At 57.7% G+C, this 23,168-nt stretch carries 25 protein-coding genes; 14 read left to right on the top strand and 11 right to left on the bottom strand.

Going from position 1 to position 23,168, the window contains the following annotated elements:
- Window positions 1-165 precede the first annotated feature (165 nt).
- From fliF to fliQ, 13 genes are all read left to right on the top strand, one after another.
- Window positions 166-1,776 (top strand): flagellar basal-body MS-ring/collar protein FliF, encoded by a 1,611-nt coding sequence (gene fliF, locus DSL70_RS15990; RefSeq protein WP_425359365.1) that lies wholly within the window; start codon window positions 166-168, stop codon window positions 1,774-1,776.
- The gene (locus tag DSL70_RS15985; protein WP_119308959.1) at window positions 1,773-2,585 is read left to right on the top strand and encodes a hypothetical protein; all 813 of its coding nucleotides are present in this window, start codon (window positions 1,773-1,775) and stop codon (window positions 2,583-2,585) included. The genes fliF and DSL70_RS15985 overlap by 4 nt, the downstream gene beginning before the upstream one ends.
- Window positions 2,578-4,092, top strand: coding sequence for a MotB family protein (locus DSL70_RS15980; protein ID WP_119308958.1), 1,515 nt, complete (start codon window positions 2,578-2,580; stop codon window positions 4,090-4,092). The genes DSL70_RS15985 and DSL70_RS15980 overlap by 8 nt, the downstream gene beginning before the upstream one ends.
- Entirely contained in the window at window positions 4,089-5,576 is a 1,488-nt protein-coding gene (locus tag DSL70_RS15975; protein WP_119308957.1) for a chemotaxis protein, read from the top strand. Before DSL70_RS15980 ends, DSL70_RS15975 begins: the two co-directional genes overlap by 4 nt.
- Before the next feature lie 5 nt (window positions 5,577-5,581).
- A complete protein-coding gene (locus DSL70_RS15970; protein ID WP_119308956.1) occupies window positions 5,582-7,030 on the top strand; it encodes a flagellar hook-length control protein FliK in 1,449 nt (482 codons plus the stop codon).
- Window positions 6,984-7,571, top strand: coding sequence for a transglycosylase SLT domain-containing protein (locus tag DSL70_RS15965; protein WP_162916784.1), 588 nt, complete (start codon window positions 6,984-6,986; stop codon window positions 7,569-7,571). The genes DSL70_RS15970 and DSL70_RS15965 overlap by 47 nt, the downstream gene beginning before the upstream one ends.
- Before the next feature lie 266 nt (window positions 7,572-7,837).
- Window positions 7,838-9,142: a flagellar hook protein FlgE gene (locus DSL70_RS15960; RefSeq protein WP_119308955.1), complete on the top strand. Its 1,305-nt coding sequence runs from the start codon at window positions 7,838-7,840 to the stop codon at window positions 9,140-9,142.
- Window positions 9,143-9,226: 84 nt separating this feature from the next.
- Window positions 9,227-10,657, top strand: coding sequence for a flagellar hook-associated protein FlgK (gene flgK, locus DSL70_RS15955; RefSeq protein WP_119308954.1), 1,431 nt, complete (start codon window positions 9,227-9,229; stop codon window positions 10,655-10,657).
- 3 nt (window positions 10,658-10,660) lie between these two features.
- Complete coding sequence (locus DSL70_RS15950; RefSeq protein WP_119308953.1) at window positions 10,661-11,701, top strand: flagellar hook-associated family protein; 1,041 nt, start codon at window positions 10,661-10,663, stop codon at window positions 11,699-11,701.
- Window positions 11,702-11,846: 145 nt separating this feature from the next.
- Window positions 11,847-12,197, top strand: coding sequence for a flagellar biosynthesis regulator FlaF (locus DSL70_RS15945; RefSeq protein WP_119308952.1), 351 nt, complete (start codon window positions 11,847-11,849; stop codon window positions 12,195-12,197).
- Window positions 12,194-12,658, top strand: a complete 465-nt coding sequence (gene flbT / locus DSL70_RS15940) for a flagellar biosynthesis repressor FlbT (protein WP_119308951.1) — start codon at window positions 12,194-12,196, stop codon at window positions 12,656-12,658. The genes DSL70_RS15945 and flbT overlap by 4 nt, the downstream gene beginning before the upstream one ends.
- Window positions 12,659-12,728: 70 nt before the next feature.
- Window positions 12,729-13,148, top strand: coding sequence for a flagellar hook assembly protein FlgD (gene flgD / locus DSL70_RS15935; RefSeq protein ID WP_119308950.1), 420 nt, complete (start codon window positions 12,729-12,731; stop codon window positions 13,146-13,148).
- The gene (fliQ, locus tag DSL70_RS15930) at window positions 13,148-13,414 is read left to right on the top strand and encodes a flagellar biosynthesis protein FliQ (protein ID WP_119308949.1); all 267 of its coding nucleotides are present in this window, start codon (window positions 13,148-13,150) and stop codon (window positions 13,412-13,414) included. The genes flgD and fliQ overlap by 1 nt, the downstream gene beginning before the upstream one ends.
- A gap of 813 nt (window positions 13,415-14,227) precedes the next feature.
- Here fliQ and DSL70_RS15925 read toward each other — a convergent pair.
- The 11 genes from DSL70_RS15925 to DSL70_RS15875 all read right to left on the bottom strand — a co-directional run bounded on the left by DSL70_RS15925 (window position 14,228) and on the right by DSL70_RS15875 (window position 22,295).
- Window positions 14,228-14,917, bottom strand: coding sequence for a response regulator transcription factor (locus DSL70_RS15925; protein ID WP_119308948.1), 690 nt, complete (start codon window positions 14,915-14,917; stop codon window positions 14,228-14,230).
- 809 nt (window positions 14,918-15,726) lie between these two features.
- Entirely contained in the window at window positions 15,727-16,839 is a 1,113-nt protein-coding gene (gene flgI, locus DSL70_RS15920) for a flagellar basal body P-ring protein FlgI (RefSeq protein WP_119308947.1), read from the bottom strand.
- A gap of 1 nt (window position 16,840) precedes the next feature.
- A complete protein-coding gene (gene flgA, locus DSL70_RS15915; RefSeq protein WP_119308946.1) occupies window positions 16,841-17,356 on the bottom strand; it encodes a flagellar basal body P-ring formation chaperone FlgA in 516 nt (171 codons plus the stop codon).
- Window positions 17,356-18,144, bottom strand: coding sequence for a flagellar basal-body rod protein FlgG (gene flgG, locus DSL70_RS15910; protein WP_119308945.1), 789 nt, complete (start codon window positions 18,142-18,144; stop codon window positions 17,356-17,358). Before flgG ends, flgA begins: the two co-directional genes overlap by 1 nt.
- Window positions 18,145-18,209: 65 nt before the next feature.
- A complete protein-coding gene (fliE, locus tag DSL70_RS15905; protein WP_119308944.1) occupies window positions 18,210-18,557 on the bottom strand; it encodes a flagellar hook-basal body complex protein FliE in 348 nt (115 codons plus the stop codon).
- A 2-nt stretch (window positions 18,558-18,559) separates the two neighbouring features.
- The gene (flgC, locus tag DSL70_RS15900; RefSeq protein WP_119308943.1) at window positions 18,560-18,976 is read right to left on the bottom strand and encodes a flagellar basal body rod protein FlgC; all 417 of its coding nucleotides are present in this window, start codon (window positions 18,974-18,976) and stop codon (window positions 18,560-18,562) included.
- Complete coding sequence (flgB, locus tag DSL70_RS15895) at window positions 18,976-19,359, bottom strand: flagellar basal body rod protein FlgB (RefSeq protein WP_119308942.1); 384 nt, start codon at window positions 19,357-19,359, stop codon at window positions 18,976-18,978. Before flgB ends, flgC begins: the two co-directional genes overlap by 1 nt.
- Window positions 19,360-19,623: 264 nt before the next feature.
- A complete protein-coding gene (gene fliP, locus DSL70_RS15890) occupies window positions 19,624-20,367 on the bottom strand; it encodes a flagellar type III secretion system pore protein FliP (RefSeq protein ID WP_205563294.1) in 744 nt (247 codons plus the stop codon).
- Entirely contained in the window at window positions 20,364-20,870 is a 507-nt protein-coding gene (locus DSL70_RS15885; RefSeq protein WP_119308941.1) for a flagellar basal body-associated FliL family protein, read from the bottom strand. The genes fliP and DSL70_RS15885 overlap by 4 nt, the downstream gene beginning before the upstream one ends.
- 115 nt (window positions 20,871-20,985) lie before the next feature.
- Window positions 20,986-21,720 (bottom strand): flagellar basal body L-ring protein FlgH, encoded by a 735-nt coding sequence (gene flgH / locus DSL70_RS15880; protein WP_119308940.1) that lies wholly within the window; start codon window positions 21,718-21,720, stop codon window positions 20,986-20,988.
- Window positions 21,717-22,295, bottom strand: a complete 579-nt coding sequence (locus DSL70_RS15875) for a MotE family protein (protein ID WP_119308939.1) — start codon at window positions 22,293-22,295, stop codon at window positions 21,717-21,719. Before DSL70_RS15875 ends, flgH begins: the two co-directional genes overlap by 4 nt.
- Before the next feature lie 427 nt (window positions 22,296-22,722).
- Between DSL70_RS15875 and DSL70_RS15870 the strand changes: the two genes are divergently transcribed.
- On the top strand, window positions 22,723-23,133 hold the full coding sequence (locus tag DSL70_RS15870; RefSeq protein ID WP_119308938.1) for a hypothetical protein: 411 nt from the start codon (window positions 22,723-22,725) through the stop codon (window positions 23,131-23,133).
- The last annotated feature ends 35 nt before the right edge of the window (window positions 23,134-23,168 follow it).

Below are 23,168 nucleotides of genomic sequence, written 5' to 3'. Positions count from 1 at the left end.
GATGTGCCTTTTATTTTTTTGAACCGCCCCGACCGATATTCCAAGACCGGATCAACCTGCGCAGGGTTCGCGCAAGCTTGTCGGCTCATAGTCACAAGAGACAGTTTCAAACTCCTGATAGAGGTTAGAATTTCGATGCCAGGCAGTGAACAAGCCGAAAAAATATTGGCGAATCTCAAAGAGCTTGGGCCGAGGCGGCTTCTGGCTCTCGGTCTTATCGGTCTGATCACCCTTCTGCTGGTCGGGGGAGGCGCCTATTTTCTCTCAAAGCCGCAGATGACCGTTCTCTATTCCGGTCTTGACCGCGAGGACATCACCCGGATCGGGTCCGCCCTTCAGGATTCTGGTATCCGCTATGATGTCAACACGGAAAGCTCCGCGGTCCTTGTGTCCCACTCATCAGCATCGCAGGCCCGCATGCTGCTGGCCGAGCGAGGGTTGCCGCGCGGCGACAGCGCCGGTTACGAGCTGTTTGACAATCTGGGCTCGCTTGGCCTTACATCCTTCATGCAGGAGGTAACCCGGGTCAGGGCTCTTGAGGGCGAATTGGGGCGCACGATCCAGTCGATGAAGGATGTGCAGTCGGCCCGGGTGCATATCGTTCTGTCCGAAAAGGGCTCGTTCCGCAAGCAGGACCAGAAACCCTCGGCCTCCGTTGTCATCAAGGCTTCGGGCACCGGCGAGTTCCAGACCGCACAGGCCATCCGCTATCTGGTTGCTGCCGCCGTGCCGGGCATGAAGCCTGCCGAGGTCACGGTGCTGGATTCCACCGGTGCATTGCTCGCCTCCGGTCAGGGTAAGGAAGCGACTTCGGCTGGCGAGATGGCAGGTCTTGAAGAACTCGTTTCCAACCGCATTCAGGAGAATATCAGGAAGACCCTCACGCCCTATCTCGGCCTTTCCAACTTCCAGGTCTCGGTCGCAGCGACCCTCAACACCGACAAGGAGCATGTCGCCCAAACGATTTTCGATCCGGAAAGCCGCATCGAGCGGTCTGTCCAGACCGTGCGCTCTAGCGAGAGCGCGCAGAATGCCAGCTCTCAGCCGCCAACCACCGTTGAGCAGAACTTGCCGGACCAGCAGGTCAAGGACACCAACAGCGAACAGTCCGTGGAAGAAAACCAGCGGCGCGAAGAAACCGTCAACTACGAAATTTCCAGCAAGAAGGTGGAGCAGACCCGCGAGGGATATGACGTGGAGCGGCTGTCGATTGCCGTTCTGGTCAACCGGGCGCATCTTCTGGAAACGCTGGGTGACAATGCAGACGACGCCGCCATCAACAGCGCCATCAACCATCACATTGAGGAAATCAATCAGCTGGCCGCGTCCGCTGCGGGGCTTAATGCTGCGCGCGGCGATCAGATCAAGGTTGCCGTCGTCGACTTCCAGGCTGGCACCGGCGATCTGGAACCGCTGCCGCCGCTCTCGATTACGCAGGTTCTGTTGCAGCAGTCGGGCAATGTGGTCAATGCCGTCAGCATCCTGCTGGTCTCCACCCTGTTGATCTGGTTCGGCCTGCGCCCGGCGATCGGTGCGCTGGTTCCCAAGCAGGTGGCCAATGACAACGCGCCTGAAGGCATGGAGCTTGAGGGCGAACTTGATCAAGCCGTTGGCTATCCTCTTTCGGACCCGAGCACCCACGCCGGCCTCATCGAGGAGTTGTCCAAGAAGCTCGATTCCTCTCCGGTGCGCAAGCTTGAACGGGTTGTCGAGATGAACGAGGAGCAGTCTGCGGCGATCCTCAAGCAGTGGTTCTATGAATCGGAGACGGCATGATGGCTCTGGCACTCAAGGATCTGATCCCTTCCGTCAAGGCCAGTGAGCAGGACGCACCGCGTCTGCGCAAGCCTGAGTTCCAGTCGCTCGGACCGGGGGACCCAATTGGAAAGAATGGTCATGACGGTGGCGCGGGGGCGGGCAAGTCCGCCTCCCCCTCCAGCCCCATAACCGTTCCAGTGATGACGCCGCTGGCGGCATCTGCAGACCCTCAGCCCATTGTCTTTGGCGGGCTGGACAAGCTGATCCCGGTCAAGGCACAGAAGATCGTGACCATTGTGCCGGAAGAAACCCAGATCGTGCGCACCGAAGCCTGGGCTCGGGGATTGAGAGATGCCGAAATCCTCTGGCAGGAGCAGCTCTCGCAACAGCGACAGAAGCTGCATGAGGAATTCGAGAGCATGAAGCAGTTGCTGGCGGCCGAGCTGCACCGGCAGCTCAAAGGTCAGATTGCCGGACAGCTTGAGAAGATCCGCAACGATCTGGCCGATCAGGTCGCCGAGACGCTTGAACCCTTCATTGCCGAGCATGCCCATGTCCGCATCGTCAAGATGTTCGCCGATGTCGCAGAACAGGCCCTGCAGGACTCGATTGCCGACAGTCCGCTCCTGAGCGGGCCGGACCATCTCATCCGGCAACTGGGCAATGTTGTCGACTGTGAAAAGCTTACGGAAATGGTTGGCTCTGTCGAGACGACCCGCCAGCAGACCGAGGAAACGGAACTGTCCCTCAAGGTAGACAACAGCGTCTTCGAGACGCGGCTTTCCGACTATCTGACCCAACTCAAACAGGCGGTGCAAGATGACTGATCTGGAACAAGACCACGAAAAGGAACTGATCATCATCCGACGGCGGCCGGACATGACCATCGAGAAACCGCACAGCGGTGTCTGGAAGATTGCCCATGCCGACTTCATGACTGCCATGATGGCCTTCTTCATGGTGATGTGGCTCATCTCCAGCACGGATGAAGCGGCCAAGAAGCATATCGCCCGCTATTTCAACCCGGTCAATCTGTCCTCGATGACTCCCTTCCCCAAGGGTCTGGAGGATCCGGAAACCAACGCCAAGCCGGTTGGCGAGGAAGCAAGCCCGACCAAACAGGACAAGGCGAGCACCGCCTCCGGAGCTTCCACGGCGGCAGGCCGCAGCGGACAGGCTACCCCGAACGTTGCGAGCGCAGCAGCAGCCCAGCAGGCTGTTCTGGTGCAGAACAGTGGTGTTGCCCGCAGCGGCACCACCACCCGCCAGCTTCCCACCTTCACCGAAGCCGAGATCTTCTCCGATCCCTATGGCGTGCTTGATCGCATCATCATGAAAGAGGAGAAGGACAGCGGGCCGGTAGAACGGGACGATGCGTCCACCATTCTTGCCGAAAAGATTCAGGGACAGGGCGGCACAGCCATGCGTGATCCCTTTGCGCCCCTGTCCTGGGCTCTCAATCCGCTCTCTCTCGATGATATCGAGCTGACCGAGGATGCCAGCTCTGCCAATTTCTCCATCACCGGCGAAGAGCGCCCGGATGCGTCCTCCCTTGCCAACGGGTCATCAAACGACAAGATGGAAAACGGCAAGATGGAAATTGCCAAGGCAACCTTCGAGACCGTCCGTCCGGTGTCAGCTCTATTCGGCAACGATGTGGAAAAGGGCCAGAAAGCAGATCAGAAGGCCACCGGGAAGGATGCCAGTGAGCCATCCGAGCTTGTCGAGGGGCAAGCCACCGCGAGTGCGATGAAAGCCCCGCATAACAGCACCACCGAAGGCTCCAAAGAAGACTTCTCTGTCAAGGATGCTGCCAGCGGATCGGCTGAGGCCAAAGCCGGACAGTCGGCAGAGCTTTCCGACAAGATCGACGAGTTCCGCACCTTTCTTGCCAATGCCCTCAATGAAACGCCACGCCAGACCATCGGCAACGAGCTGACGGTCACAACCAGCGGCGACGACATTCTGATCAATGTTTCTGACAGCGCCGACTATGGCATGTTTGCCATCGGCTCTTCCGAACCCACGGCACGCTCCATCAAGCTGCTGGAACGCATCGCCCATAGCCTCGGCCAGATCAAGGGTGACATCATCATTCGCGGCCACACCGATAGCCGGCCCTTCCGCAGCGGTACGTCGGACAACTGGAACCTGTCGACCGCCCGTGCCCACATGGCCCGCTTCATGCTGATCCGCGGGGGGCTGGATGAACACCGGCTGCTCAGAGTGGAAGGCTATGCCGACCGGGCCCTGAAGCATCCGGACAACCCGGAGGCCGATGACAACCGCCGCATCGAGATCCTCGTACAGCCGATCAAGGAAACCCGGTCATGACAAAATGCGTTCCAGCAGGCCGTTTCCTGCTCCCCGGTTACGTTCTGTTTGCCTGCCTTGCCAGTACCCTTGCCAATACCCTTGCCAGCACCCCGGTTCTGGCGCAGGCGGATCAGACCCCGCTTCAGAAACACGCGGAACCGAAGGCTGTTCGGGTCATCCCCGGCGTATCCCCGCTGCTCGCTCCCGATTCCAGCAAGACAGGCGCCGACAGGGCTGGCAGCTCGACTGGCAGCAAGGCAGATGCGGCAACAGTCGCCCGGGAAACGGTCAATCCTGCTGATACCAACAACCCGGAAGCAGTGGAGGCAGGCGTCGCAGCAACAGAGGCAACGATCCGTCACGCGGTGGATGCTTCCGTCGATGAAATGCAGCCCTACATGCAGGTGCGCGTGGTCCAGAATCTGCAGGCACAAACCGCCAAGGGCTCTACTCAGGCGCTCAATGCACAGCACAAACTGATCATCCATCTCAACGAGCATTTTCTGGCGATCGACCCGCAGGTCTGGCATGACGAACAGAATGCCCGCGCCGCAGTCATCCATCTCTTGTCCGGCGGGCACCCTGCCGTCGGGCACCGCCTGCTCAGCCTTGATCCGCCCGCAGCGATCGACCCGGCCCTGTTGAAGGGGGCACTGGCCTATATCGAGGGGCGGAAGGCCGAGGCCCGCAGCATCCTCCAACCCATCGACCCGCTGACACTGCCGCCGACACTGGGCGGACAGGTCGCGCTCGTTCAGGCCATCCTGGCGATGCCGGACGATCTGGAAGAGGCGCTGATTTCCATTGACAAGGCCCGGCTGCTGTTGCCCGGCTCGCTGGTCGAGGAAGCAGCCCTGCGCCGTGCGGTCTCGGTTGCAGCAGCGCTCAACGACCCACGGATGTTCCAGTCCTATTCGCTGCAATATATGCGGCGGTTCAACAATTCGATCTACAATTCCGATTTCCGCCGCCGCTTCGCCATTGCCATGCGCCGGTTTGGCGAAAGCGAGGACAAGCACACCTTCGCCGAACTGGACAGCGTCATCATGGAATTCGACCTTGATGCCCGCCGCAGCCTCTATCTGCTGCTGTCCTATTCGAGCCTGATTGCAGGCAATGTCACGCTGTCCAACGAGGCGGCCAAGGCGGCTCTGCCACTGACGATGGATGATTCCGAAAGTCAGGCCCGTTCCCATCTCTATCTGGCCGGATCGATGCTGAATGCCAACACCATCGAACAATCCCTCCAGCATCTTTGGAAGGTAAAAAGAGGCAATCTGAGTGCTCGGGACCAGACACTGGCCGAAAAGATCGCTCATGTTCTGAACAACATCCGCGCCTGGCCGGAAAGCAGCGACCCAGCTCTGGGATACAGCCTGTCAACCACCGATGCCGGCAAGGGCGAACCCGGCTGGCAACTGGGAACGCTCGTCCATGGCAAACAGGCCCTTGACAAGACCGACCTCTTCCTGTCGACCGCGCAACAATCCTCACTACGGTAAAGCTTATGCCAAATCAGACCATTGCCGCTTCCGGCACGCTAGCAAATCCTCAGTCGCTTCTCTCCGGCAAATCCGCCATCAAGGGTGACAGCCAGAACAACCATCGCGCACGCGGCAACGGAACCGGGAGTGGCGATGCGGTTGATGGCGGTGCCGCAGATGTCAATGCCACTGAAACCGGCACACGGGCTGAAGACACCTCTGCAAGGGATGGACAATCACCGTTCGAGCGGTTGCTTGAGCAGGTCTCTCCGAACGCCAGCAAAAAGGCCGCAAGCAAAGAAGCAGGCGATGGAGCTTCTTCCAAGGATCGCACGTCTCAGTCGACAATAGACATGCGTTCGGCAGGCATGACCGTGCAGCAATTGCTCGCCGAAGCCGGATTTGGTCCAATGACCACGCCGGAAGCCCCATCGGCCCAGCTGGCTGGCAAGAATCAGGACGCGGCGGCGACTATGGGCAAGGCTCAGGGGCTGGCGGAGGCAGCTGAAACGGACGCAGCAAACGCCAGACAGGCCGGCGCCGCCGGAGCAAAAGAGGCCGGATCGGCTCCGTCGTCCTCAACGGGCGATCAGGTTGGTGACCAGAAGCCACAGAAAGTTGCGCTTGGCACCCTCGACCAACTGACAAAAGCCAGCCGGACCAGCAGCATAACCGCGCAGGATCGCAGGGATCAGTCCCTTGACGTGCGCGCCACATCAGCCTTCGACAAGGTGCTGCCGATCGTCAAGGAAGCCATTCTGACACCAACCCAGCAGGCGCAAAGAGACGGCTTCTCGGTGCTCAAGCAGGAAACCCATTTTGCACCGGTCGACATGGTCGAAACACTGACCGGCACGCAATCCCAGACGGGATTTTCCGTGGCAGATTCCGTCATGAAACAGATCGGAGATGCCATCAGCAAGGGCCTTGATGCCCCGGCAGCCCGATCGGAGGGTGCCCAGTCCTTCAACAGCGCGGAGCCGCAGACCAGTGCGCTACGGCTTCATCGCAGTGGCGATCTGCTGCGCGTTCTCGACATCCAGCTGCATCCGGCCGATCTGGGCAAGGTGCGCCTGTCGGTGCGTCTCAATGACAACAATGTCGAGGTGCGGATCGAGGCTTCCAAGGCCGAAACCGCCAAGATGCTCCAGAGCAATCAGGGCGAGCTCAACCGCCTGCTGCAGCGGGCGGGCTATCAGGCCGACCACATTTCTGTGGTGGCCGTGGACGACCGTGGAGCATCGCAGATCCTGCCCCCTTCGACGAGTGACAGCCTTGGTCAGCAGGCCGGCCAGGACAAATCTGCCTTTTCCGGCTTCAACAACGGCTCCGGCGCTGGCAATGGAGCGGATCAACACTCCGCTGGTGGTGATGGCGGGCTTTTTCATTTTGACGGCATGGACGAGAACAGCGATGGAGCTGACCATGAAAGCCTGTCTGGCACTCAGCCTTATCGGGGCCTTACTCTCTAGCAGCATGGCGATGGCTCCTGCGGTCGCACATGCGGAAACCGCTACGGTCGATGCCGTTTGCGAAAAGGAAATGCGCGCCGCCGCCTCAAGCGAGGGGGTGCCGCTGGGCATTCTCTATGCGGTCGGGCTGACGGAAACCGGGCGCGGCCTCAAGCTGCACCCCTTTGCCCTCAACATTGAGGGCAAGACTGTCATGACCGGCTCCAAAAAGGCGGCGCTCGATACCGTCCGGCAAGCGCGCCAGGATGGCAAGAAACTGATCGACATCGGCTGCATGCAGATCAATCACCATTATCATTCCAACCAGTTTGCCTCTCTTGATGAAATGATCGACCCGCACGCCAACGTGCGTTATGCGGCAAAATTTCTCAAGCAATTGCGTGCCAGTCAGGGTAGCTGGACCATGGCGGTTGCCCGATATCATGCGGGCCCTGACAACAATCCCGCCCAGAAACGCTATGTCTGCGCGGTGATCCGCAATCTTGTCGCCAGCAAGTTCGGGCAATGGACCGAACAGTCGCGCGCCTTCTGTGGCAAATAGCCCTTTCTCCCCTTCCTCATATGCGTCTCTCTGATGCCGAAGCGCCCGCCTCAACGCCTGTGCCAGTGCTTGCCAGCGTTTTGCGCGTTGCTGACATTGAAACTAAAAATTTAATCAATTCATGACGTTAGATAACTTTCAAGGCCAGTTTCGCGCAAGCCTCTTGTCCTATCCTCAGACCAAGGAGATCACCCGTCCCTATCTGGTCATGGAAAGCGACTGTTCCGGATTTGGGAGATATCGGACATATTTGACAGGAGAGTACCATGGGCCTTTATGGCGTAATGCGTTCCAGTGTTTCAGGCATGAATGCCCAATCGAGCAAGCTTGGCACTGTATCTGATAACATCGTCAACGCGAACACCACCGGCTACAAAAGGGCGGAAACGGAGTTCAAGTCTGTCGTGACAACCCAGAGCACGACATCCTACAACTCCGGCGGCGTTGAGGCGATCACCTCCTATGCCATCTCCACTGCCGGCAACATGGAATACACTACGAGCGTCACCGACCTTGCGATCGACGGGAATGGCTTCTTTGTTGTTGCGGACAATGACGGCACCCCGTTCCTGACCCGCGCGGGCCATTTTGTTGCGGATTCCGACGGCAATCTGGTCAACACCGCAGGCTACTATCTGCAAGGTTTCGACTTGTCCAATGGCAAACCGTCGGTGGTTGCCAACGCGCTCACGGGGCTGCAGCGGGTCAACATCAATCAGGCCCAGCTGGAAGCCAGCCCGACCACCAAAGGCTCGCTAAGCGGCAACCTGCCAGCCAATGCGGCCATTGAGACGGCCCCCTTGCCTTCCGCCAACAACGGCACACTCAGCGCCATCAACTACACCTCCAAGACCTCGCTTGTTGCCTATGATGATGTCGGCAATGAAATGCAGCTTGATATCTATTTCACCAAGACTGGCACCGACACCTGGGAAGTTTCCGTCTTCAACAATGCCGATTCAACCGACGGCAGCTTCCCTTACGCCACCCCGGTCACCACGGTGCATGGCAACACCTATGCCAACCCCCTGTCGACAACGACACTGACCTTCGAAGCCAATGGCAAGCTGTCGGCAACATCGCCAACGTCCTTCGGTTTCCATATCCCGGATCATGAACCTGCCGGTGAAGATGTTGAGATCTCGATTGAAGGCATGACCCAGCTTGCTGCTGACTTCGGTGTTGATGATCCGGTGCTCAACGGCAGTGCGCCGCAGAGTGTCGAGAGCGTCACCATCGACAAGGATGGCACGCTCTACATGGTCTATGAAGACGGCTCGCGCGAGGCAACCTACCGCATTCCGATTGCCGATGTGGCCAGTGAGGACAATCTGGCGCCGATGGGCGGTGAGGTCTACACCACCACCAATGAAAGCGGCGATGTTCAGGTCGGTTTCCCCGGTGAAAACGGCATGGGTCTGATGGTTTCCGGTGCCGTCGAGGGGTCCAACGTCGATCTGGCAGAAGAGCTGACCAACATGATCATCTCCCAGCGATCCTTCTCCGCCAACTCCAAAGTCTTTCAGACCGGCTCCGATCTGCTGAGCGAGGTTGTCAACCTCGCGCGATAGGTCCGGTTTCACGGGACTGCAAGGGATTCCCCGAAAAGATCCTCCCCACATTGCAGTCTCGTGCTCTTTCTAAGGTTAAGTGTCATGAGTCTTTCAGTCGCCCTACAGGTCGCACAATCCGCTTTGAGCACGCGGCAAAAGGAAACGGCAATCCTTTCCCGCAACATCACCAATGCCAGCCAGGCAGGCTATACGCGCAAGACTGCGCTTGTTTCCACCCTGTCCGCCAGCGATGGTTCCGGCGGAGGCATCTATGTCAACTCGATTGGCCGGGCGACCGATCAAGCTCTCTATAAAAGCCTTCTCAACGCCACATCCATCGGCGAGAAGAGCGAGGCCTATCTGGATGGCTTGACCAATCTGTCCGAAACGATTGGTGACACCAAGCAGAATATTTCTCCGGCCGCCGTGCTTGGCGAGCTGGAAACCGCCCTGCAGGCCTATGGCGCCATGCCATCGGATTCGGTTCTGGCCAGTCAGGTTCTCTCGGCAGCCCAGTCAATGGTCTCGACCCTGAACGGGGCAACGGCAACTGTTCAGGCCGAGCGGGAAAGTGCCGACACCCAGATCGCGCAGTCCGTTGAGACCATCAACAGTCTGCTCTCCCACATCGAGACACTGAACAAGGAAATCGTCCGCGGCAGCGAACTTGGCAGTGACACGTCAGATCTGATGGATTCCCGTGACCAGGCCGTGCTTGAGCTTTCCGCCGAGATGGGCATCAAGACCCAGACCCGCGAAAACAACGATCTGGTGATCACGACAGAAAGCGGCGTGATGTTGTTCGAAACCACCGCAAGAAGCGTCACCTTCGAACAGACGAACACCTTCTCGGCCTCAACTCAGGGCAATGCCGTCTATGTTGACGGGGTTGCGGTTGCCGGACCCAACGCCCGCATGGAAATCAGCACCGGGCGCATCGCCGGTCTCGTGGCCATTCGCGACGAAGCGGCGGTTACCTACCAGACCCAGCTTGATGAAATGGCACGCGGCCTCATTTCTGTCTTTCAGGAAAGCGGCACCGCAGGTCTCTTTACCAATGGTGGTTCGTCTGCTGTTCCGGGCGGGCTCGTCACGGGGCTGGCCGGTACGATCAGCGTCAACAGCGCTGTTGATACCGACCATCTCGACCTGATCCGGGACGGCATCACCACCGATTACAACCCGTCTGATCATGCCAGCTATGGCGACCGCATTCAGGAGCTGCTCGGCAACCTTGGCAACTCGATGGTGTTTGACGGCTCCACCGGAGTGGACACCACCGGCACCCTCACGGATTTCGCCGCATCGTCCGTCAGTTGGCTCGAAGCGGCACGCCAGAGCGCGGATACCGTTGCGGACAACCATTCCATAACTCTCAACCGGGTGTCGGAGTCTCTCTCCAACAAGACCGGCGTCAATATCGATGAAGAAATGCAAAGCATGCTGGAGATTGAGCGTAGCTATACGGCGACAGCAAAATTGATCAGCACCATTGACGAAATGTTGGATCAACTTCTCAAGATCGCGGGCTAAATCATGACCAGCTATATTTCGACCCTATCCCTGTCCACTGCTACGAACAAATCCATCTCCTCGCAGACCAGTACGCTGGTCAAGCTGCAGAAAGAGGTTGCCTCGGGCCGCAAGTTCGATGTCGGTCTGGACCTTGGCAGCGCAACGGGGGAAGCGGTTTCCATTCGCGCCCAATTCCAGACACTCAATGCCATTGTCGATACCAACGCGCTGCTGTCCAGCAGTCTGGACATATCGGTCAAGGCGCTGGAAAACACGTCCAAAGCCGCCTCGGATCTGCAGGCAACCCTGCTCACCACGATCGGCAGCAACTCGGCCCGCAGCGTGGTGGTCTCCAGCACCCAGGGGTATCTGAACGAACTGATCTCGACCCTTAACAGCTCGTTCAACGGAACTTTCCTGTTCTCGGGCATCAACACCGACTCGCCAGCCCTCACCAGCTATGAACCGGGCTCAACCAGCAAGGCGGCCATTGACGGATCGTTCCTGTCGACCTTCGGCTTTGCCCAGGATGACCCCGGAGTCTCGACGATTTCGGCTTCCGCCATGGAGAGCTATCTGGATGGTGACTTTGCCGACCAGTTCAACGATGCCAACTGGTCTGCCAACTGGTCTTCGGCCACCGATGAAGTCACGTCCAGCCGGATTTCGACCACCGATGTGATCAACACCTCGGTCAGCGCCAACGAAGACTCCCTGCGCAAACTGGCCATGGCCTACACCATGGTCTCCGAGCTCGGATCCTCTGACATGTCGCAGGAGGCCTTCGATGTGGTGACCACGAAGGCGACCGAACTCATCGGCTCAGCCATTCAGGGGCTGAACAACGTGATCGGCCAGGTGGGCAACGCCCAGGCGCGGGTTTCGGACGCTTCGGATCGGATTTCAATCCAGACTGACCTGCTCAACGAACGCATCATCAAGCTGGAAAATGTCGATACCACTGAAGCATCGGTGAAGCTGTCGAACGCCGTGACCCAGCTGGAGCTGACTTACATCATCACAAGCCGCATGCAGAATCTGAGCTTGTTGAACTACCTCTAGGGACTCCCGTTCCATGCACCCGTGCGGAGGCTCCGCTTTTCGGGTGCGCAACCAGCAGAATAACGGGAGATGGCGGCAGTGACCAGACCATGAGGGTCGGTGCACCGCGCATCTCTTTTGAAAGACCACAAGGGCGAGGAAAAGAATGTACACGTCTTATTATGCGGAAAGCTCCCAGCTATCGGGATCATGCCAGCGCAGTCAGGAACTACAGGCCATCAATCATGTGCTCGAAAGCCTGAGGGAAGCGAAAGTCATGGGCATCCAGTCGCCTCAGGGCGTCAAGGCGCTCTATGAGACCAGCACCCTGTGGAGCTTCCTGCTGGAAGATCTGATCAAGCCGGAAAACGCCATGCCCGAGCAGATCAAGGCCGATCTCATCTCGCTGGGGATCTTCATCCTCAAGGAAGTGGGTCGGGTACGGCTCAACCAGTCGGACGGGATCGACACCCTGATTGACCTCAACGCAATGATCAGCAGTGGATTGACACAATGAAACCGATGCGCCTCACCTTCAAATCCGGCGAACGCTTCTACATCAATGGAGCGGTTATCCGGTTCCCCAAGAAGACCACGATCGAGCTGTTGAACGAAGCGGAATTCCTGCTTGAGAACCACATCATTCAGCCTGAAGAGACGACGACGCCCCTGCGGCAGCTCTATTTCATTGCCCAGATGATGTTCACCTCCCCCACCAACCTGGTCGAGGCACACGGAACATTCCTGAAATTTGCCCGCAGCCTGACAAGCTCCGTCGATCACTATCTGCTGTGTGCGGGGATTCAGGAGATCGTCGATATCGTCAATGCCGGCAACTATTACGAAGCCATGAAGCGCATTCGCGAGCTCTATCCGCTGGAAGACAGCCTGATGAGCGATGTGGTCGATATTCGCGACAAGGCCAGCGACCCGCACGATCACAGATCCGGAGTGCATGCCGAATACCCGGCAGAATAGAACCATCGCCCATCCCAAGACAGCGGTAGCCGAGGGCTGCTGCTTTGAAGAAAAGGAAGGAAACCCGTTCATGTCCGTACCCGCCGTCAACAACAGCGCTGCCGCCAGTTCCGCCTCCTCGAGCAGAACAAGCTCAAGCACCCGCGATGCCATGACCCTCGACTATGATGCATTCCTGCAGATGATGGTCACCCAGATTCAGTATCAGGACCCGACCGACCCCACCGACATGTCCGAGCAGATGGGGCAGTTGGCCTCCTTCTCCAACGTCGAACAGAATATCCAGACCAACAGCAAGCTGGATAGCGTGCTGTCCCAGCTCTATGTCAACCAGTCGACAACCCTCGTCGGCAAGTCTCTCTCGGCCATTCAGAACGGCGAAGCCGTCAACGGCACGATTGAAAGCGTCACGATCTGCTCGGATGGAGTGGTTGCCCAGCTGGACAGCGGCAAGAATGTCATCATCGGTGCCGGAGTGACAATTTCCTGATGAATGAGGTCGATGCACTGGATCTGGTCCGGGAAGCCTTCTGGACCATCATTGTTGCCGCCAGCCCCGCGGTCGGGGCCGCCATGGTGGTGGGGATCGCTATTGCGCTGTTTCAGGCTCTGACACAGGTGCAGGAAATGACCCTCACCTTCATTCCCAAAATTCTGGTCATCTTCCTGATGCTGATCGCCAGCGGCACTTTCATCGGAGCACAGATCACCAGCTTCACTCAGGTGGTTTATGACCGGATCGAACACGGCTTCTGAAAACCGCATCTGGCTGGCGGCTCCTTGCCCCTCATGACCAGCCCGGACAAACGCCGGGCCGGGTCAGCGCGTGCCTTTTCGTGCCCAAGAGGGCTCTGCCGTCCTCTCCCCCTCTTTATATCCTCCATTCCCTGCGCTCCTTCATCCCGCGCTTGATCGCTGTGGGCCTTCTGTCGCCGATCCGCACTGACGTGTAGCATTCCCCTAAGTCAGGACGACGTCTGGCAGCGTCTTCGTGAAGCCATGGCGGCGCCGTCGCTGCACTGCCGGAGCATGGATGCCTGGCCCGAATTGCTTTCAATCGACAGCAGAGAGCAGCGGAAGCGCCGCAAGAAAAGGCATGGGGTTAAATGCGGAATGCATGGCCAACTGGCTTTCCAATGCAGCGAATGGCCCATGGTTCAACGAGCAAGGCGTTGGGTGCGCACGAGCCCGTCCAGACAACCATGCTTCAGCAGGTCCTGAAAGCCAGTTGAAAGGCATCTCAGACCATTTATGAGCAGCCATATTTATACGGCGCTGAAGGGCACCTGCCGACAGGTCCGCGTCTCAGGGGCCTCGTCTTGGTGGCGACATCTTCGGGCCGCAGATTCGACCCATGGAATCTGGAGATACTACCGGCTAAGCAGAACGCCGCCGGATGTCAGAAAAGCCTTCGCCCAGACATCATGTCTGGAAACCCGCGGTAAGTCATTCCGTGTCTTTTCGAGGCTTTGCGGTTCACAATACTGAACCAACTCAAAATGAAAAAACTGGTTCGAAAAGGAAGGTAGAAACAGATTGCAGCGCAATCGTTCGGTTCTGCAGGATCGCTTAGCCCTGTTCCGTCAGAGCGTTGAACATATAGCCGAGGTAACGCTTGGAATCGATCGGGTCATAACCCAGACGTTTCTTGAGCTTCTTGCGCAGCTTGCTGATATGGCTTTCGACGACGGTTTCCTCGACATCTTCATTAAGCAGTCCATAGACAGCGTTGTAGATCTGGGCACGGCTCACACGGCGATCCCGGTTCTTGACAAGATACTCCAGGATACGACGCTCCCTGCGTGGCAGTTCGAGGGCTTCGCCGCAGATCTCCGGGGATCTCCCGTCAAAATAGACCCGCACATCACCTTCCACTTGCTGCATTTCAGATTGCTCCCCGGAACGCCTGCTGATGACAGCCGCCCTTACCAGAATTTCCCTTACATGAATTGGTTTGCTGACCACGTCGTCAAAACCGGCGGCAAACAGATCCAGGGTCTGTTCCAGAGACGTCTTGTCATTGAGAGCAATAAGAGGCGTTTTCCGGCAGCGGCTGCGGATCAGGCTGGGATAGCGGTTTCTTTCTTCGCAATCCCCCAGCAGAAAGGCTTCCACTGAGTTGATATCCGAGTCTGAAATACTGGTCACCCAGCTGCCGAATTCCTGAGGCACAATGCCAATGGAAGGAACCCCTTCCCGCTGAAAGCCGGCGGTGTAACCATCCGAGACCAGCTCTCTGTTTTCAATCAATACGATCATCGCAATTCTCCATCCTTGATAGGTATAGAGGTATTGCAACTGCCGCCTCTCGTCACTAGAAAAGGCGACCTCCAATACAGCTTTCAAAAGGTGCGGGAAAAGAAATATAAATGGCAAGCGCGCGCTTTTAGTAGAATTATGTCTAAAAGTGGCAATAATTTTCTTATTGATTTGATTTAAGCGTCTTAATGCACTCGATTTACAAGACATTTATGCCTGAGACTGTACACAATCAAGCCTTCACATGGCCGAATGGTTAATGACTGTTTACACTTATATTCCACACAATCCAATAACACCATTGAAACAATAGCTTTTCAAATTTTACGCTTTGGATAAACTTTCACAGGGGAAATACGTATTTCAGATAAAACCGAATTGATAATTTTACATAGGACATCTATCCCAACAAAACATTCCTGTTTTTGCATACCATTTTCCCTTTTGACAGATCTGGACACAAAACAGACCTTCATAAAGGACATCTGGAGACAAAACCGCAAAGGCCCAACAGTACACCTCCGCGTTAACCTAACGCCATGAAACAGGGTGTTGCCAGAGGTCCTGCAGCCTGCGTCAGGACATGAGGAAAGGCTGCCAGGACAATCTCCATCCTTGAGATAGCTCTCCACGTCCAGATAGCAGAAAGCTGCCGCAGGCGGCCCACAGAAGGCCTTCGTTGCAGACGCAAGGAAGAGCCACCAGCAGAGGGCCTGCAACTGGACATCCGGTCTACCAAATGCAATAGAGCCCGCGTCAGGACGGCACCTGACGCGGGCTCTGCATGAATTGCAGCAAGAAGAGAGCGGCTACTGGATGACCAGCTCGGCCTGCAAGGCACCAACCGACTTGATGGTCTGGAGGATGGATATCACCCCCGATGGCCTGAGGCCAATGCGGTTGAGGCCACTGACGATGGTTTGCAGGTCGGTACCGCCAATGATCGACAGGGAGCCCCCATCCTGCGATGCAGTGATATCTGTCTGCGGCAGCACGACCGTCTGTCCGCCTCGCGAGAAGGGCTGTGGCTGGCTGGCGACGGGATTCTCGGTGATCCGCACCACCATGCTGCCGTAGGTGACGGCAACCGTCGAGATCTGCACATTGTTGCCGATGACCACCGTTCCCGTCCGTTCATCCACCACGACCTTGGCCGGGGTGTCGGGCTGGATCACCAGACCTTCTATCTGGGCAATGAAGCGGGTAGCGCTGACCCGTCCGGGCTTTTGCAGGACGACCGAGCGGAAGTCCCGCTCCTTGGCCAGCATCAGCCCGTAGCGCTCTCGTGAGAAGGCGTTGATGGCGTCGGCGATCCGCACCGCGGTGTTGAAGTCCGGGTTGGAAAGTTGCAATACGAAGGAAGGCAGATTGATGAAATCGTCATCGAGTTCCCGTTCGACAATTGCCCCGTTGGGGATCATGCCCGAGGTGGCGATGCCTTCACTGAGCGACTGGGCCTGCCCCTGCTCGGAAAAGCCGGCGACCGCGAGGCCGCCCTGGGCGACAGCATAGACCTTGCCGTCCGATCCCATCAGCGGGGTTGCGATGAGAGTGCCACCGGAAAGGGACGATGCGTCCCCCAGCGAGGACACATTGATATCTATCCGCGCGCCCTTCTTGATGAAGGCGGGAAAATTGGCCGTCACCACCACGGCGGCGACGTTGCGGGTCCGCAGGTTGGCATTGCGTACATTGACGCCCATGCTGTCGAGCATCGACTGCAGGGACTGCTCGGTGAACGGTGAGTTCCGCATGGTGTCGCCAGACCCCTTGAGGCCGACCACGAGGCCATAGCCGATGATCTGGTTGTCGCGCACCCCTTCGAGGGAGGTGACATCCTTGATGCGCACAGCGGCCGAGGCATCCCAGACAAGCGCCAGCGACCAGAGCGCGGCGACAAGGCATTTGGTGAAAGTCTTCATGTTATGGCCCTATCGAAATCGTACCATTCTCTTCAACGCGCCCGACGACGATCAGACCGGTGTCGACATTGCGGACCCGGATGATTTCGCCTGCAACCCCGTCTTCCAACGGCTCGACATGGGCGATGATTTCCAGACCCCGGTCCTGAAAGACCAACTGGGCAGGCTCACCACGCTTGACGATTTCCCGGCGGCGAACGGCAGACCGCTGGATCGGCATGCCCACGGGCAGGCGGCGGACGGCCTCCTTGCCCAGAATGTCATTGACATTGGGGATGACCGAGAAGCGATCGAAACTGGTGGCATTGAACTTGCGACTTTCCAGCACAGAAAGCGTGATCACATCCCCTGCCGCAATGGTGGCTCGTGGCACCGGCAGGGTCACCACGGAGCGGGTTGCGGCGCCAGCGATCTGGACAAGGGCAAGAGCCATCATCAGTGTGGCCCCGAGCGTCAGGACGACGCGCGCCACAGGACGCATCGGCTCGGTTTTCGCCTTTACAATCGCCTCAGTCATCACCGGATTCCCTGCGTGACGACACCAGCCATGTCATCGGCGGCCTTGATCACCTTGGAGTTCATCTCATAGCCACGCTGGGCAGCGATCAGGGCGGTGATTTCCTTGACCGGATCAACGTTGGAATCTTCCAGATAGCCCTGACGGATGGAGCCGAAACCGGTGTCTCCGGCATTGCCCTCCACGGCATCTCCCGAAGCTTCGGTTGCGACAAACAGGTTGCCGCCCTTGGCTTCGAGACCGGCGTCATTGGCAAAGACGGCAAGCTGCAACTGCCCCAGAAGCTGGGGGGCTGTCTGGCCGTCGATGGTGACATAGACCTGACCGTTTTCGTTGATCTGCACGTCGGTGGTGTCATCGGGAATGGTGATGGCCGGTTCGACCGGATAGCCATCCGATGTCACAAGACGCCCTTCGCCGTTGGTGTTGAAGGAGCCTGCGCGGGTATAGAAGGTCTCACCGTCGGCATTGCTGACCGTGAACCAGCCCTTGCCGTCAATCGCCAGATCGAAGCTATTGGAGGTATTGTTCAGGGTTCCCTGGGTGTGCAGGTTGCGGATGGCGGCGGTGCGGACACCAAGACCAAGCTGCGCTCCTTCCGGGATCGGCGCTTCGCCGGTGCGGTTGGGCACGCCCTGCACACGCTCTGCCTGATACAGCAGGTCGGTGAATTCGGCACGGGCCCGCTTGAAGCCGGTGGTGTTCATGTTGGAGATGTTGTTGGCAATCACTTCAACATTGAGCTGCTGCGCGCTCATTCCGGTCGCAGCAATGGCAAGAGCTTTCATGATATTATCCTTGATCTGAAATGGCTGATCATCCCAGCCTCAACGCAGGCACCCTCTGATCTGCATCAGATGGTCATGCGGCTGACTTCCTGATAGGCGGCGACCACCTTGTCGCGAATGGCAATGGCAGACTGCAGGGCAAGCTCGGCATTCATCACTGCATCGACGACATTCTGGACGGACTGCTTGCCCTCGATGCCGGCAATCGCGGCGGCTTCGCCATGCTTGATGGTGTCGATGGTGTTACTGGTCACGCCGGAAAAATAGTCGGCGAAGGTCCGGCCCGTTTCATCGACTTGACCGGTCAGATCGACCGGACCACTGCCGTTGCTGATGAAGCGCGTTTCGGAGACGGTGTTGAAACCGGTGCCCCCGGTGGAAAAACTGGATACGGCACTCAAACTATCTAGCATCTTCAGCTCCTGAGCAGATCAATGGTACGCAGGACCATGCTGCGTGTCTGGGTCATCACCTTGAGGTTGGCCTCATAGCTGCGGTTGGTCTCCCGCATGTCAGCCAGCTCGATCAGAGTGTTGACGTTGGGCAGCTTGACCTGGCCATTTTCGTCGGCCGCCGGGCTGGAGGGGTCATATTCAACCGTGAACGGCGCGGTGTCGGTGCCGATATTCTTGACCTTGACGAGGGAGGCTCCAGCTGCGCGGTCCATTTCCTCGGCAAAGACAATGGTCTTGCGGCGATAGGGATCGGAGCCGGGGGTCGCCCCGGTCGACTGGGCGTTGGCGAGGTTTTCGGAAATGACGCGCATGCGCTCTGCCTGCGCGGACAACCCGGTTGAAGAAATCTTGAACGTTGCGGAAAGTGGATCAATCATCACTGTGCCTTCGCTGCCATCATCATCATACCGTGTATGGATTTGATAAGGTTCGTTGTCAGAGTATGATCTCGGGCGACTTCACCGGCTTTCATCATTTCCTGTTCCAGTGATACCGAGTTTCCGGAATAGGTGATGTCCCAGCTATCGCTCTTCTCAACATCGACACTGCGGGTGGCCTGAGCCATGGCGGTCATGTGTCCCGGTTGAGTGCTGGCCATGCGAACATGGGCCTTGTCAAAGAGCGTGGAAAAGCCTTCCACGTCCTTGGCCCGATAGCCTGGGGTATTGGCGTTGGCGACGTTCTGGGCGATCGTGTTCTCGCGAACCGACAACCAGTTCTGGTGCTCCTTGGCCAATTTCATCAAATAGACAGGTTCCATTTGGGGTCTCCAGCAAATTCCGATAGACACGTTTTAAGCCTTCAAACTTGCCTGAACCTGTCGGAACCATCCTATCTCATTGATTTTATTTTATTATTTTTTGTTTTGATTCAAATTTTCGACGCTTTTTCGTCGCCTTGTCCGCAACGGATCCGCGCTCGACTGCCGCCAAGAAAAAACGCCAGCCACGGAGGATGTGACTGGCGTTGAGGTGCGGCTGTCAAATGAGGGCCAGGAGTGGACGGTGCCCGGCAGCAGGCCGGGTCAGAAGAAGGAGCGGACAAGACTTCCCACAAGGATGTTCCAGCCGTCGATCAGGACAAAGAACAGCGCCTTGAAGGGCAATGAAATAGCGGTTGGCGGCAGCATCATCATACCCATCGACATGGTGATGGTTGCAACGATCAGGTCGATGACCAGAAAAGGCAGGGCGATCAGGAAGCCCATCTCGAACCCCCGACGCAATTCGGAGATCATGAAAGAGGGAATGAGCACCCGCATTTCCACCTCGTCGGGCGACGTGGCGCGTGTCGCATTGAGATTGGCGACCGCCAGATCGGTAAACATCGAGATGTCCTCGTCGCGCACATGCTCAAGCATGAAGGAGCGGAAGGGAGCGGACACCCGCTCATAGGCCTGCACTTCGTTGATCTCGTTGTTGATAAGCGGTTGCACACCGTCGTGCCAGGCCCGGTCGAAGGTCGGCCCCATGACATAGAAAGTCATGAACAGGGCAAGACTGATCATCACCATGTTGGACGGGGTCGACTGCAACCCCATGCCCGACCGCAGGAAGGAAAAGGCGATGGAAAAGCGGATGAAACTGGTCACCATGATCAGCAGGCCCGGCGCGATGGACAGCACCGTGATCAGCGCGATCAACTGGATCATGCGCCCCGATGCCGAGGCCTCGCCCGATGGCAGCAGACTGCCAAGATCAATCGACTGGGCCAATGCCGGACTTGCGAGCAGCAGAAACAGGGGCAAACCGAATGCTAGTCTTTTCACTGGATCACCATCGTCTCAAGAATGAACTCACGGACATTGCCATCGGCCCGGACCCGGGCACGCTGATCGAGGTCCTCGCGCAGATTCTGCAGCCCGGTAGCGCCTTCCAGATCGGAAACCTTCAGCGTGCGAAGATAGGCAGCAATGTCGCTTTCGATCTGACTGGTGAGAATCTGTGACTGCTCCATGGCGTCCTTGCGGAAGACCACGCTGCCCTGCACTCGCACAAAGGCCTTTTCCACCCCGGTCAGATTGACGATGATCGGCTTGAGGGCGACGATCGAACTCGGTTCTTCGTAAAGGGCGCGGACGGGGGGAACATCCTTTTCCCTCTTTTCCTCCAGAACGATATGGCGGGTCTGGTTGACAAGCTGCATCCCGACAAGGGCTCCAATGCCGGAAGCCAGCAATGTCATGATGAGGATCGTGACAAACAGGCTCATGTCCGACTTGCCCGATCTGGCGGGAGCGCCTCCGTCCGGTATGACCACAATATTCGACATCTTGGTGGTGTATCCTTCAACTCATTGATTGATCTGGCATTGATCTGGTTGGCGTGAGGCGGAAGCAGCATCCTTTAAGGCGCAGCCCTGCCTTTGGCCCTCCCCGGGATGGCCCTTAGAAGGGCACGACCCGGTCATAGATCTGCTGTCCCCAGGCGGGTTGCTGCACTTCCGTGATGCGGCCACGGCCACCATAGGAAATGCGGGCTTCGGCAATCTTGTCGTAGGTGATCATGTTGTCCGCTGCGATATCACGGGGCCGGACAATGCCCTCGACATTGAGCACGCGCACCTCTGCGTTGACGCGGACTTCCTGACTGCCGGAAATCACCAGATTGTGGTTGGGCAGAACCTGCGTCACGACAGCGGCAACCTGAAGGTCGATCTCCTCCTTGCGGTTGATCGCGCCCTTGCCTTTCGTGGAGCTCTTGGAATCGACGCCGAACTCGGCGTCGCCATCCTCGCCAAACCCGAAGAGATTGAAGCCGAAGCCCAAGGTCTGCTTTTCAGAGCTGTCGCGGCTGCGATCTGAAGCGTTGTCCAGATTGGCCTTATCCTCAATGTTGATCATCACGGTCAGCACATCGCCGACCCGTTTGGCCCGCGGCTCCGTGAAGAACTGGTTGCGGTCATCCGACCACATGGCGTGGAAACTGCGGTTGGCAACCGGCTGGTAGCCGACAAGGGTCGGGTTGACCACCTGATGGTTGAGCCCCATGCCGACAGGGGTCAACTCGGGAGTTGCACCAATCGGCTCCTGTTTGCCAGCACAGCCGACAAGCAGGATGAGCCCCAGCACCGCCAGCAGCGGTTTGACAAAAAACGTGTTTGCTGAAAGGGGGGATGTCATTGAATCTCGTCTCCAGGCTTGATTTCTACCAGAGAGGCCATCGCCTGTGTCAGCTCCGAGGCCTTGGCCGCATCCATCTCGTTCAGAATGGCGCTGACAACACGCGGTTTCATTTTGGCGAGCAGAGCGATCGCCACGTCATCCTCCACGCTTGCCAACCGTTCGGCAGCCGCTTCCGGGCGCATGCGCTCATAGACCTGAATGATATGTTCCTTGACGTCGCTCAGCACCTTGTCGCGCTTGTCGATCCAGTCCTGAACATCCGCCCTCAGCGCTTCAAGTTTTTCAATGCGCTCATCGATGTCGTTCTGCATGGAAATCAGGTTGCGCAGCTGCCAGGCGTAGCGCTGTTCGGAGGCTAGGCTGGAAATATTCTTGCAGAAGCGATCGGCATCCACGTCTTCGACGGCCTTGGAATCCGGCTTGGCAACCGCCCCGGTGGGCATCTCGTCTGCCTCAAGCGCGTCCTGAGCCTGAACTTGGCTTTTTGCCCGGGGCAATGACTGCGTATCAGCGGCCTCGGCGCAGGCAATCTGAGCCATGATGCCAACCAGCATCAGGGCGATCGCATACACCAGGCTTGTTCCGGGATGGGAGAACAGGGGAGTCCGCCTCCGTCTCAAGCCGTCTGAGTTGATCATTTCATCCTCGCTTTGGTGCTTTCACAGCATCGGGGTGACAATTGCCCCCAATCTGACAGACCAAACTTGCGTCAGGCTGATGTTCCCAAGGCATGGAAGGATGGCACTCTCCCGTTATCCCAAGCTTTTATAATAACTGAATTATTTGCATTCCGCGTGCTCTGCGTGCTACCAATATCCCATGTGTCGCAGTGTTTTCGCAGGGCACCCCAAGGGATACAATCCTTCCCATGCGACAGGTGTGGCGAGATGCCCCATGTCAAAGCTCTTGTTTTTCAAATATGAATTACAAATGCACTTTTGACTTTTCGGCGTGCGTATACAGAACACTGACAAAGCTAGCGAATTCGAACAACAGTCGATGACCAGTAACCCAACCATGCTCAAACTGATGCGGCGCCAGAAAGCGATTACGCTGGTGGCGCTCTGTGCGATCTGGTTGCAGATTCTGGCTTTCGGGTTGCATAGCACGGCAAGTGCGCGGGCTGCGGCCGGTGTGGCCTCGAAAAGTGTATTTGCTGGCTTCATCTGCACAGCCAATGGCCTGGCTGCCGTTCCCGTCAAGGATAACGAAGCCCCCGCCAATCTGGAAAAAGACTGCGCCATTTGTGCCCTTACGGCTCTTGGCGACCTCGGCGTTCATGACTGTGCCCTGCCGTTCGTGCGCGCAAGTCACAAGGTTGCAACAGTTTTCTGGCCGTCGTCGTCTTCAGACAGTACACTGTCTCTCTCTCCTCGCGTCGGCGCCAGCCGCGCGCCGCCCCTTCTTTAACAACCATCATCCTGTCCACTCAATATCTGACCAAT

The sequence above is a fragment of the Cohaesibacter haloalkalitolerans genome, from assembly GCF_003574655.1.
In the GTDB taxonomy this organism is placed as follows: domain Bacteria; phylum Pseudomonadota; class Alphaproteobacteria; order Rhizobiales; family Cohaesibacteraceae; genus Cohaesibacter; species Cohaesibacter haloalkalitolerans.
Note: the sequence above shows the minus strand (reverse complement) of the source record. Positions and strands in the feature narration are given on the sequence as shown.